Origin of the sequence: Hydrogenophaga sp. (assembly GCF_051007235.1) — a bacterium.
GTDB lineage: Bacteria > Pseudomonadota > Gammaproteobacteria > Burkholderiales > Burkholderiaceae_C > Hydrogenophaga.
Genome location: NZ_JBPCSJ010000069.1, coordinates 1 through 10,463, shown reverse-complemented (window position 1 = coordinate 10,463; position 10,463 = coordinate 1). Strand labels below are relative to the sequence as shown.

12 protein-coding genes and 2 pseudogenes are annotated in these 10,463 nt (G+C 68.1%); 1 reads left to right on the top strand and 13 read right to left on the bottom strand.

Going from position 1 to position 10,463, the window contains the following annotated elements; translation table 11 throughout:
* From ACR2JA_RS02305 to ACR2JA_RS02250, 12 genes and pseudogenes are all read right to left on the bottom strand, one after another.
* Window positions 1–604, bottom strand: a pseudogene (locus ACR2JA_RS02305) (hypothetical protein); the annotation flags it as partial.
* A complete protein-coding gene (hybE, locus tag ACR2JA_RS02300) occupies window positions 601–1,104 on the bottom strand; it encodes a [NiFe]-hydrogenase assembly chaperone HybE (RefSeq protein WP_434007520.1) in 504 nt (167 codons plus the stop codon). The gene hybE and the pseudogene ACR2JA_RS02305, both read right to left, overlap by 4 nt.
* A 7-nt stretch (window positions 1,105–1,111) precedes the next feature.
* On the bottom strand, window positions 1,112–1,342 hold the full coding sequence (locus ACR2JA_RS02295; RefSeq protein ID WP_434007521.1) for a rubredoxin: 231 nt from the start codon (window positions 1,340–1,342) through the stop codon (window positions 1,112–1,114).
* 5 nt (window positions 1,343–1,347) lie between these two features.
* Window positions 1,348–2,211, bottom strand: coding sequence for a hydrogenase expression/formation C-terminal domain-containing protein (locus tag ACR2JA_RS02290; RefSeq protein WP_434007519.1), 864 nt, complete (start codon window positions 2,209–2,211; stop codon window positions 1,348–1,350).
* A 38-nt stretch (window positions 2,212–2,249) separates the two neighbouring features.
* Window positions 2,250–2,702 (bottom strand): hydrogenase, encoded by a 453-nt coding sequence (locus ACR2JA_RS02285; protein WP_434007518.1) that lies wholly within the window; start codon window positions 2,700–2,702, stop codon window positions 2,250–2,252.
* Window positions 2,703–2,718: 16 nt separating this feature from the next.
* A complete protein-coding gene (locus ACR2JA_RS02280) occupies window positions 2,719–3,021 on the bottom strand; it encodes a HypC/HybG/HupF family hydrogenase formation chaperone (protein WP_434007517.1) in 303 nt (100 codons plus the stop codon).
* Between the two features lie 121 nt (window positions 3,022–3,142).
* A pseudogene (locus ACR2JA_RS02275) lies at window positions 3,143–3,793 on the bottom strand (HyaD/HybD family hydrogenase maturation endopeptidase); the annotation flags it as partial.
* Window positions 3,794–3,814: 21 nt separating this feature from the next.
* Complete coding sequence (locus tag ACR2JA_RS02270; RefSeq protein ID WP_434007516.1) at window positions 3,815–4,159, bottom strand: HigA family addiction module antitoxin; 345 nt, start codon at window positions 4,157–4,159, stop codon at window positions 3,815–3,817.
* Between the two features lie 110 nt (window positions 4,160–4,269).
* Entirely contained in the window at window positions 4,270–5,016 is a 747-nt protein-coding gene (gene cybH / locus ACR2JA_RS02265) for a Ni/Fe-hydrogenase, b-type cytochrome subunit (protein ID WP_434007515.1), read from the bottom strand.
* A 25-nt stretch (window positions 5,017–5,041) separates the two neighbouring features.
* Window positions 5,042–5,644, bottom strand: a complete 603-nt coding sequence (locus ACR2JA_RS02260; RefSeq protein ID WP_434007514.1) for a HupE/UreJ family protein — start codon at window positions 5,642–5,644, stop codon at window positions 5,042–5,044.
* 152 nt (window positions 5,645–5,796) lie between these two features.
* Window positions 5,797–7,656, bottom strand: coding sequence for a nickel-dependent hydrogenase large subunit (locus tag ACR2JA_RS02255; protein WP_434007513.1), 1,860 nt, complete (start codon window positions 7,654–7,656; stop codon window positions 5,797–5,799).
* Window positions 7,657–7,677: 21 nt separating this feature from the next.
* The gene (locus tag ACR2JA_RS02250) at window positions 7,678–8,760 is read right to left on the bottom strand and encodes a hydrogenase small subunit (protein WP_434007512.1); all 1,083 of its coding nucleotides are present in this window, start codon (window positions 8,758–8,760) and stop codon (window positions 7,678–7,680) included.
* A 529-nt stretch (window positions 8,761–9,289) separates the two neighbouring features.
* On the opposite strand from ACR2JA_RS02250, the gene ACR2JA_RS02245 reads away from it, so the two are divergent.
* The gene (locus tag ACR2JA_RS02245; protein WP_434007511.1) at window positions 9,290–9,619 is read left to right on the top strand and encodes a hypothetical protein; all 330 of its coding nucleotides are present in this window, start codon (window positions 9,290–9,292) and stop codon (window positions 9,617–9,619) included.
* Window positions 9,620–9,630: 11 nt separating this feature from the next.
* Here ACR2JA_RS02245 and ACR2JA_RS02240 read toward each other — a convergent pair.
* Window positions 9,631–10,463 (bottom strand): GMC family oxidoreductase (locus ACR2JA_RS02240; protein WP_434007510.1); only part of this gene is annotated, 833 nt, incomplete at its 5' end.

The following is a 10,463-nucleotide window of genomic DNA, read 5'->3' as shown; positions in this document are numbered from 1 at the left end:
GGCTGGCCGGCTCGGCGTGGGGGCGCAGCGCGGCGGCGGGCGGCAGGGGCACATCGGCCACGCGCACCGCGCGCAACAGCTGAGGCAGCCAGCCGGTGTGGCGCAGGCTCCAGTCGGCCAGCCAATCGGCGTCGCAAGCCTGCCACGCGCGTTGCCAGGTGGCGGGCGCCATGTGCAGCCATTCGTCTTGCAGCCACTGGCGCATGGCGGGCCAGGGCGCGGGGTCGGCGGCATCGCGGATCAGCGGGCAGCGGCGCAGGCTCTCGCCCGCCGTGGCGGCCACCGCCGGGTCGGCGCCGGCCAGCAGGCGCGGCCAGTCCAGACCGATGCGGCGCAGGTGTTCCAGCGCGGTCTCGCGCTGCAGCAAGGCCGCCACCGGCTGGACCGAGGGGAACAGACCGGGTTCGACCACGCGGATGGCCAGCTGGCTGGCGGTGCGGTGGGCGTGGCCGCAGAGGCTGAACAGGCCGGCCAGCAGGCCGGGCAGGTCGCTGGCGGCGCGGCCAGGGGCCAGCCGGCTGGCCCAGGCCTGGCGCGTGCTGCGCAGGTTGCGCGGCACGGGCTCGCCGGGTTGCAGCTGCAGGGCGCCCGCCAGGTCGTTCATGCCGCGCTCCCCGGGGCACCGGCGCGGCGCGCCATGAAGAAGGACCGGCGCGCGGGCACCGGCTCGGCCACCGCCACGGGCGGGGATGCGGGCTGGGGCGCGGGCCGCAGCTGGGCCAGCACCGCCTCGGCGGTCTCGCGTGCCTGGGCCTGGCTGCGGAAGTCGGCCATGGGCGAGAACAGCGCGCAGGCTTCGTGGTAGCCCACGGCCGGGTCGTGCGCGCCGATGAAGTCGAAGCGTTCGTTGCCAAAGCCGCGCACCGCCTTGCGCGCGACACGGCCCGCGTGGTCCTGCAGGTCCAGCGGCAGGCGCACCAGGCTCATGAACCAGGGGGTGATGAGCACGCCTTCGGCGACCGCCCCGTCGCCCGGTTCGGTGTCGGTCCGGCGAAAGCCCACGGCCTCCACGCACAGCTGCGGGTTGAGGATGGGGATGCCCTGCATGCGTTCGATTTCCACGCGGCGGTAGAAATTCACCAGGGCGTTCACGCGCGTGTCCATGTCCAGCTCAATCCTGCAGCAGCAAGAACTGCTCGGCATCGCAGTCGCAGTTGGGGCAGCGCCAGTGCGGCGGCAAGTCCGCGAACGGCGTGCCGGGTTCTATCTGCCACTGCGGGTCGCCCACGGCGGGGTCGTAGACCCACCAGCAGATCTTGCATTCCAGGCGCGAGCTGGGGCGCAGCACCTCGCGGTTGCCGAGGTACGAGCCTTCGAAACCTTCAAACCGGTCGCCGTTCATGGCACTCATGCCTGTTCGATGTAGCCCAGCACGTCCTGCAGCCGTTCGTGCGAATCGCGCAGGTCTTCGGGTGCGGCCATGGCCACCTCGGGCATGTCGACCACCTCGACGGTGTTGAGGATCACCTTGTCCATGGAGTTGTAGTACACCACGCGCCAGCAGTTGGGCAGGCGGGTGTTGGAGATGCGGCAGTTGCCATACCCACGCGAGAGCAGCAGCACGCGGCCGGTGCCCAGCTGGTGGTCGAGGTAGCCGATGTCTTCGGGCGTGACCGGCAGCAGCGTGAGGTTGACCACGTGCGGAGCCTGGCCCGGCTGCCAGCGCGCGACCTGGTCGCGGATTTCTTCGACCAGCAGCGGCGCGTTCTGCACGTTGGGCGGCAGCGGCCCCTGCCAGGGGCGGTACACGCTCTCCGCGTCTTCTTCGGCTACGGTGCGCAGCAGCGACGGGATGGGGCCGACCTCGATGGCGTCGTCCACCAGCGCGTCCCCGTTGAACGTCATGAGGCGCCAGACACCCGCGAACACCGACTCCTGGATGCGCACCTGCAGCGCCGAGCCTTCAGCGCCCACGATGGCGCTGGCTTCGCCCTCGGCCATCACCTGGTTGACCAGCTGCCGGTCTTCGGCCGGCAGGTCCAGCAGGCTGACCAGCCCGCCGGGGCCGCCATCGGCGGCGGCGTCCAGCATCTCCAGCACGCGGGTGAGCACGGCGCGGGTCTTGGCGCGGCCCGCGATCTCTTCAGGCTCGGGCAGCAGGGGCGGGCGGTAGGTGTCCATGTCTTTGGGCATGGGCAGGTAGTCCAGCGACTCGTCTTCGGTCTGCGTGCCGGGGCCCAGGGCCACGACGGGAATGGGAAAGGCTTTCATGGGGGTGTCCTGTGGGATCGGTGCGGTCGGAGGTCGGCTCAATGGCAGCTGCTGCCAGCGCCGGTCTGGCTGACGACGGGGATGCCGATGGTGGGCGGGCGCGAGGGCGGCATGGCCAGCGCGGCGGCGACGCCGGACAGGTACACGTCCCAGTCCTGCATGCCGGCGATGGCGGTGACGTACAGACCGTCGCGGAAGAACAGCAGCGTGGGCCAGCGCTGCGAGCCGTAGCGCTTGGCCACCGCGTCTTCGCTGTCGCGCGGCACCACGGCCACCGTGAAGCGCTTCGGGAAGGTCTTCATCAGCTCGGGCAGCACGGCCGCCACGTCCACGCCTTCGGGGAACCGCACCGGGTCGCCGGCGAGCAGCACGACGCGGTCGCCGCCGCCGGCGGTCCAGTCGGCGACGCTGGTTTCGTCGACCCAGGTGGCGCCGAAGTCGCGAGCGAGGCGCTGGACCAGGGGGGCGTGGGCTTCTGCTACTGCTGTCATGTTGTCTCCTGAGAAATCACTGGCCGGTCAAGGCACGAAGTTGTTCGGTGTTCATCTGTGACGGCAGGGCAAAACCTGCGTCCTCCTGCGTCTCCAGGCCCTGCATGGCGCCGAGCACCAAGTCGAGTGCGGCGTTCACCTCGGCCGCGCGGTCCGCATCGATGTGTTCGCGTGCGTCATCGATGAACACCAGCAGCCAGTCGCCGCGGGTCACGTCACCGACCAGCGCGGTGTTGATGCGGCGGCGCTCGCCGCGGCCTTCGCACAGGGCGAAGTGACCGTCGGACTCGACCACCTGCATGGGGATGCCGATGCACATGTCAGGCACCCACCCGGTTGTGTGAAGCGTTCCCTTCCAGAGGCACCGCCGGGCCGGCTTCGCCGGACGGCTGGTGCCGCCCCCCTGGGGGGGTGACGCGAAGCGGCGCGGGGGGGATGCCAAGGAACCGGTCATCACCGATGCGGCAGGCTTCTTCGGCCGCCGGGCGTTGCGCTTCGTAGGCCGTGAGGGCCAGTTCGTCCAGCGTCACGGCCTCGCGCGCGGCCAGCGGGGTCTGGCGTTCGACGGGACGGGCACCCCAGCGGGCCAGCTCGGCCACGCCCAGCGCCAGCGCGTCTTCCATCGCCGCCTTGACCACCGGGCGCAGGCTGCCGCCGTAGTCCTCCAGCTCCTGCGGCTGGCAGCCGATGAGCAGCACCTGCTGCGGGTACTGGCCGGTCAGGGTGGCCAGCGACAGCACTTCCTGGAAACCGGTCTGGTGCAGGCTCATCTTCTTGGCGCCCATGAAGCGCGGGACGGCGTCGTCGCGCACCTGCTTGAGCGTGCCGGGTGCCAGGCCGTAGTCGATGGCGTCGAAGATCAGCAGCGCGTCGGCTTCCTGCACGTGCTGGATCAGGTACAGGCCCTGGGTGCCGCCGTCGATGAGCTGCACGTGGTCGGCAAACTCCCAGCGGCGCTGCAGCGCTTCGATGCAGCGCACGCCGAAGCCTTCGTCGGCCCAGAGCAGGTTGCCAATGCCCAGCACGACGATGCGGGCCGGCAGGGTGTCACCACCGGGGTGACAGGGGAATTCGGTCGGAAAGGCGCTCATGGCAGGCAAACCTGTGTGGGTTCAGCGGAGAGGTTGTGGGGCCGCCGAGGACAGGCGCTTCCAGGCGTGGAAGCTGTCCCAGGCGGCCTGCTGCGCGAGCCAGAAGCCGGCGTCGATGCCGAACTGCCGCGCGCAGCGGATGGCGGTGTCGGGCGACATCGCCCGCTGGCCGTGCACGAGTTCGTGCAGGCGGCGGCGCGAGAGGCCCAGCAGCCGGGCCGCCTCGCTCTGGTTGAGCGAGAGCGGCGCCAGGCAGGTGCGCGCCAGCAGCCGCCCCGGGTGCAGCGGCATGCGCACCGGCACACCGCGCGGCGGGATCACCGACGCGATGGCGGGCAGACGATGCGGAGCAGGACGCGACATCATGGGCAGGCTGTTGGTGCGAAGGGCTTGGCGCCAGGGTGCGGAGGAACCGGCTTTGCCGGGCCTCTCGCACCGCCCCCTAGAAGGGGGTGACGCCGAAGGCGGCGCGGGGGTTAGTCTTTAAATGTCCGGCGGCCGGAAATCATGGTCGACACGATGGACTGGCGACCCATGATGTCTTCGCGGATCGCGGCGTAGACGTGCAGGGTGATGAACATGATCATGGCCCACATGCCCAGACGGTGCCAGCTGTGCACGTCCTGGCTCTGGCCGAACAGCGGGATGACCCAGCCAAACAGCTTGTCCTGCCACGAACCGGTCTGCGAGCCTTCGCTGTAGAGCGCGAAGCCGGTGAGGATCATGAAGACCATCAGCGCCAGGAAGCCCGAGAACATGGCCAGCCGCGCCAGCGGGTTGTGGCCCACGTAGCGGCCCGGCCGCGGGATCAGGAAGGCGTACCACTTGAGCATGGTCAGGATCTCGCCCCAGTAGGCCTTCTGGAACAGCGGCACCCAGAACAGCTCGCGCGCGTGGTGGTTGCCCACGATGGCCCAGTAGGCGCGCCCCAGCAGACCGATGGCCAGGATGTAGCCGGCCGTGAAGTGCGCGAAGCGGATGTAGCCCATCAGGAAATGCGCGCTGGCCTCGCCGGGCATGGTGGGCAGCGGCACGCCGATGAAGTAGCCGGTGACACACAGCACCGTGATGGCCGCGACGTTGACCCAGTGCCAGACGCGCACCGGCGCTTCGTACACATAGACCGACTTGGTGGTCTGGCCGTGCTGCACGGCGCTCTCGTCGATGCCGGTGACATCGGCCAGGCGCTGCTGGGCCAGTTCTTGGGCAGTCTGTGAAGACATGGCGTGCTCCTTGAGCGCGGGACCGTCAGGCGGCCAGCTGGCCGAAGAGGAACAGGCCGGCACCGCCGAGCAGCGCGCCCAGCCCGCCCAGCGCCAGACCGCTGCGCGCGGCCAGCCAGCGCTGGATCGCCAGGCCGATGCCGACGCCGCTGATGTGCATCAGCGCGGTGGTGACCAGGAAGCCGGCGGCGTAGCCCGCGAAGCCGGTGGCCGGCGTTTCGGCACCGTGGGCCAGACCGTGCAGCGCAGCGGCCGCGGCCACCAGCCCCAGGCCGAGCGATGCGGGCATGGGGCGGCGGGCCAGCACCAGCAGAGCGCCGAACAGCACCACGCTCAGCGCCACGCCCTGCTCCAGGAACGGCAGCGTCACGCCCGCCGCGCCCAGCGCGGCACTGACCACCAGCGCGGCCAGAAAGGCGGCCGGGCCCTGCCAGGCCTTGCCTGGCGGCAGCGCGCTGACCGACCAGACCCCCACGGCCACCATGGCCAGCAGGTGGTCCAGACCGAAGGGGTGGGCCAGGCCTTCCATCAGACTGTGGGTGCCATGGCCGGTGTGGGCCTGGGCGGCGCCGGCCAGACCGGCCAGCAGCGCGGCGGCGGCCACGCGACAGATGTTCTTGTGTTGCATGTGTTGCTCCTCGTGTGGGTTCAAAACGGTTCACCGATCCAGGGACACTGCGAGCGCGACGGGTCTTGTCCAGGGCACCCGTGGAACCGGCTTTGCCGGGCCACTGGGTGCGTCCCCCCTCAGGGGGGAAGACGCGAAGCGGCGCAGGGAGGTCATCTCACGGTCACTTTCGCCATCTCCTGACCGTCCGGGCTCATCACGTGGGTGGAGCAGGCCAGGCAGGGGTCGAAGCTGTGCAGGGTCCGCAGGATCTCCAGCGGCTGCTCGGGATTGACCATGGGCGTGTTCATGAGCGAGGCCTCGAAGGCGCCGATCTGGCCCTTGGTGTCGCGCGGCGAACCATTCCAGGTGGTGGGCACCACGCACTGGTAGTTCTCGATCTTGCCGTCCTTGATCTTGATCCAGTGGCCCAGCATGCCGCGCGGCGCGGCGACCGTGCCCACGCCCTTGGCTTCCTTGGGCCAGGTGGCGGGGTCCCACTTCTCGACGTTGGCGGTGCTGGTGTCGCCGGCCTTGATGTTGGCGACCAGCTGCTTGAAGTCGTCCATCATCATCTCGCCGGCGTACTGGCTTTCCAGTGCGCGGGCCAGGGTGCGGCCGATGGTGGTGGGCAGCAGCTGCTTGGCGGTGTACTGCGTCTCCGGCAGGCCCAGGGCCTTGGGGATGGCGCTGTTGATGGCCACGGCCGAGCTCTCGATCTGTTCCTTGACGCGCTGGCAATACTTGTTGCCCTGCAGCGCGTGCGCGTAGCCCAGGATGTAGCGCGAGAGCGGACCGACTTCGACCGCGTGACCGCGCCAGCGCGGGCTCTTGATCCAGCTGTACTTGGCGCTTTCGTCCAGGTTCTCGATCTTGGTGCGCGTGCCCTTGAAGTTCGGACCCTCGGGCTTGTAGTTGGCTTCGGTCACGCCGTCCCAGGGGTGCAGGCCCTTGGTTTCGTCGGCGTACTGGTACCAGCTGTGGCTCACGAACTCCTGCACCTGCTCGGGGTCGCGCGGGTCGATGGGTTCGATCTTGTCCCAGTTGCCGTTCAAGATCACGCCGCCAGGCAGCTGGTGCGTGCTGTGGTCGTACGGCACCTTCTCGTAGGTGCCGTAGTCGGCCACGTTGGTGGCGCTGAGGCCACCGCCGTAGAGCCAGCCAGCGTTCTTGTAGATGGTGCCGATGGCCAGCACGTCCGGGATGTAGACGTTGTTGTTGAAGTCGATCATCTCCTTGATGCGGGCTTCAACGAAGTTCAGGCGCTCCATGTTGATGGGGGCGCCCGCGGCACCGTTGCCGTCGAGGTTGATCGCGCAGGGCACGCCGCCGACCATGTAGTTCGGGTGCGGGTTCTTGCCGCCAAAGATGGTGTGCACCTTGACCCATTCCTTCTGCAGGTCCAGGGCTTCGAGGTAGTGGGTCACGGCCATCAGGTTGGCCTCGGCCGGCAGCACATAGGCCTTGGAGCCCCAGTAGCCGTTGCTGAACGGGCCGAGCTGGCCGCTTTCGACAAACTTCTTGAGGCGGTTCTGCACGTCGCGGAAGTACCCGGGCGAGCTCAGCGGGTGCGAGGGCGACACCAGCTGCTGCAGTTCGCTGGTCTTCTTCGGGTCGGCGTTCAGGGCCGAGACCACGTCCACCCAGTCCAGCGCGTGCAGGTGGTAGAAGTGCACCGCGTGGTCGTGGACCTGCAGCGTCTTGGCCATCATCTCGCGGATGAGGTGGGCGTTCAGCGGGATCTTGATGCCCAGCGCGTCCTCCACCGCGCGCACGCTGGTGAGCGCGTGGCAGCCGGTGCAGACGCCGCAGATGCGTTCCACAAAGGCCCAGGCGTCGCGCGGATCGCGGCCTTTCAGGATCACCTCCAGACCGCGCCACATGGTGCCGGTGGAGACCGCGTTGCGGATCACGTTGTTGCTGTCGAGGTTGACCTCGCAGCGCATGTGGCCCTCGATGCGGGTCACGGGGTCGACGACGATGCGCCGGCCGGTGTTGTCGAGCTTGAAGCCCTGTGTTTCGTAAGCACCCATGGTCTTGTCCTTGTTGCCGCTTCAGGCGTTGTTCTGTGCTTTTTCTTTGGACGTGTCGCGCGCCCGCTTGGCCACCGAGATGGCGGCGTGCGCCGCGACCGCAGCCCCCACCACACCGGCCGCCGTGCCACCGATCTGGTCGGCGTTGGCCTCGACGCCGAAAGCTTGGATGTCGGTCAGGCGGTCGTAGAACGAGCCCTTGTCCCAGAAGCCGTCTTCCGAGCAGCCGATGCAGCCGTGGCCGGCCTTGATCGGGAAGCTGGTGCCCTCGTTCCACATCACCGTGGAGCAGGCGTTGTAGGTCGTCGGGCCTTTGCAGCCGACCTTGTAGAGGCAGTAGCCGCGGCGCGCGGACTCGTCGTCCCAGGCCTCGACGAACTGGCCGGCGTCGAAGTGCGGGCGGCGGTAGCACTTGTCGTGGATGCGCTGGCTGTAGAACATCTTCGGGCGGCCCTGGCGGTCCAGCTCGGGGATGCGGTCGAAGGTCAGCAGGTAGGAGATCACGCCCGTCATCACCTCCGGGATGGGCGGGCAGCCCGGCACCTTGATGATGGGTTTGTCGGTGATGACCTTGTGGATCGGTGTGGCCTGGGTCGGATTCGGCTTGGCGGCCTGCACGCAGCCCCAGCTGGCGCAAGAGCCCCAGGCGATGATGGCCTTGGCGTCTTTGGCGACGTGCTTGAGCTTCTCGATGAAGGGCTTGCCCGACTGGATGCAGAACATGCCGTCTTCGTTGAGCGGCGGGTTGCCTTCCACCGCCAGGATGTACTGGCCCTTGTACTTGGTCATCACCTCTTCGAGGATGGCCTCGGCCTGGTGGCCGGCGGCGGCCATCAGGGTGTCGTCGTAGTCCAGGCTGATCATGGACAGCACCACGTCCTTGGCCAGCGGGTGCGCCGAACGGATGAAGGACTCGGTGCAGCAGGTGCACTCCAGCCCGTGCAGCCACAGCACCGGGGTGCGTGGCTTGTTTTCCATGGCGTGGGCGATCTGGGGCACAAAGCTCGGCGCCAGCCCCAGCGAGGTGGCGGTGAGCGAGCAGTACTTCATGAAACTGCGGCGCGAGATGCCCTTGCGGCGCATGACCTCGTAGAAGGTTTCCATCTGGTGTTGTCTCCGTAGGCTGGTGTGTGGCTGGAACCGGACCGCCCATACAGGCAGTTCGGTAACCATTTGCAAAGCGCGAGCCACTTTCACACCCTCTAGGGAAAACACCCACAGAGCATCACAAGTCTTTGATTTTTAGCAAGTTTTTCATAGGGCTTTGACCGCCTCATCCTGCCACCCTGAACACAGCAGGTCAGACACCTTCCAAACCATGGTCCATATCGGACATTTGTATTCCATCCCTGGAAACACCCATGCCGGTGCGAACAGGCAAAAAAAAGCCGACCCCGGGGGGTCGGCTGGTGTTCAGGGCATCTCTGATGGACGCTGTCGTGTTGGAGGTGTTCTGTTCAGGACTGAGCTTGTCTCCTCGGTCCCCCGCGGTCGTCAGCGCCAGGCGCTGGTTGCGAGTGGCGGTACTGTAACGGTCTGCACCACAGCTGTGCATCCGGGCTTTCCCTTGCTGCACCCACCGATTGGCACGGGATGTGCACGGACCCTGCCCTCGTTGGGTTCAGGAAACAACATGACGCAAAACGATGCATTGGCCACCGCCGCGCACCTGCATGTGCTGCTGCGCCGCAAGACCGGCCGGGTGACCGACACCGAGTGGATGGCCGGCAACGCCGACTATGCACAGGCCATGGTGCGGTTCGCGCGCGAAAAAGCGCAGACAGACGGCCACACCGAACTGCTGCCCCTGGCCGACCGGCTGGAGGCGCTGGTGGTAGTGCCGCATCAGCAGCGCAAACCGCCACCACCGGCAGCCAGCCCGGCGATCGCGGTGTCGGCACCCGCTCCACTCGTGCCCGCCGCCAACGATGTGAGCACACGCTACGTCGGCCGCCTGCGCTGAACCGACCTCCGCTACCCGCCGGACACGATCCAGCGCGCCGCCTTCTCCGCGATCATCAACGTCGGGCTGTTGGTGTTGCCGCTGGTGATGGTGGGCATCACGCCCGCGTCCACCACCCGCAAGCCCGCCACGCCGCGCACGCGCAGGTGGCTGTCGGTCACCGCCATCGGGTCCTCATCACGCCCCATCTTGGTGGTGCCCACGGGGTGGAAGATGGTGCTGGCGATGTCGCCGGCCAGCCGCGCCAGGTCCTCGTCGCTCTGGAACTGCACGCCGGGTTTGAACTCCTCGGGCCGGTACGGTGCCAGCGCCGGCTGCTGCACGATACGGCGCGTCACGCGCAGGCTGTCGGCCGCCACCTGGCGGTCTTCCGGGGTGCTCAGGTAATTGGGGGAGATGGCAGGGGCATCTTCACAACGCGGGCTCTTGATGCGCACATGGCCGCGGCTGGTGGGGTTGAGGTTGCACACGCTGGCGGTGAAGGCCGGGAAGCCGTGCAGCGGCTCGCCAAAAGCGTCGAGCGAGAGCGGCTGCACGTGGTATTCGAGGTTGGCGTGCGGCTGGGCCGGGTCGCTGCGGGTGAAGGCGCCGAGCTGGCTGGGCGACATGCTCATCGGTCCGCTGCGCGTGAGCGCGTATTCGAGCCCGATCCTGGCCTTGCCCCAGAGCGAGTTGGCCAGGGTGTTCAGCGTCTTCGCGCCCTGTACCTTGTAGACCGAGCGGATCTGCAGATGGTCCTGCAGGTTCTCGCCGACGCCCGGCTTGTCGAGCACGACATCAAGACCGAAGTTCTTGATCTGCTGCGCAGGGCCGACACCCGACAGCAACAGTATCTGCGTCGAGC

What these genes read in the sequence shown, in the direction of transcription:
- hybE (WP_434007520.1), bottom strand. Translation starts at nt 1,104, where the DNA reads ATGGACACGCGCGTGAACGCCCTGGTGAATTTCTACCGCCGCGTGGAA.
- ACR2JA_RS02290 (WP_434007519.1), bottom strand. Translation starts at nt 2,211, where the DNA reads ATGAAAGCCTTTCCCATTCCCGTCGTGGCCCTGGGCCCCGGCACGCAG.
- cybH (WP_434007515.1), bottom strand. Translation starts at nt 5,016, where the DNA reads ATGTCTTCACAGACTGCCCAAGAACTGGCCCAGCAGCGCCTGGCCGAT.
- ACR2JA_RS02270 (WP_434007516.1), bottom strand. Translation starts at nt 4,159, where the DNA reads ATGATGTCGCGTCCTGCTCCGCATCGTCTGCCCGCCATCGCGTCGGTG.
- ACR2JA_RS02285 (WP_434007518.1), bottom strand. Translation starts at nt 2,702, where the DNA reads ATGACAGCAGTAGCAGAAGCCCACGCCCCCCTGGTCCAGCGCCTCGCT.
- ACR2JA_RS02295 (WP_434007521.1), bottom strand. Translation starts at nt 1,342, where the DNA reads ATGAACGGCGACCGGTTTGAAGGTTTCGAAGGCTCGTACCTCGGCAAC.
- ACR2JA_RS02255 (WP_434007513.1), bottom strand. Translation starts at nt 7,656, where the DNA reads ATGGGTGCTTACGAAACACAGGGCTTCAAGCTCGACAACACCGGCCGG.
- ACR2JA_RS02245 (WP_434007511.1), top strand. Translation starts at nt 9,290, where the DNA reads ATGACGCAAAACGATGCATTGGCCACCGCCGCGCACCTGCATGTGCTG.
- ACR2JA_RS02280 (WP_434007517.1), bottom strand. Translation starts at nt 3,021, where the DNA reads ATGTGCATCGGCATCCCCATGCAGGTGGTCGAGTCCGACGGTCACTTC.
- ACR2JA_RS02250 (WP_434007512.1), bottom strand. Translation starts at nt 8,760, where the DNA reads ATGGAAACCTTCTACGAGGTCATGCGCCGCAAGGGCATCTCGCGCCGC.
- ACR2JA_RS02260 (WP_434007514.1), bottom strand. Translation starts at nt 5,644, where the DNA reads ATGCAACACAAGAACATCTGTCGCGTGGCCGCCGCCGCGCTGCTGGCC.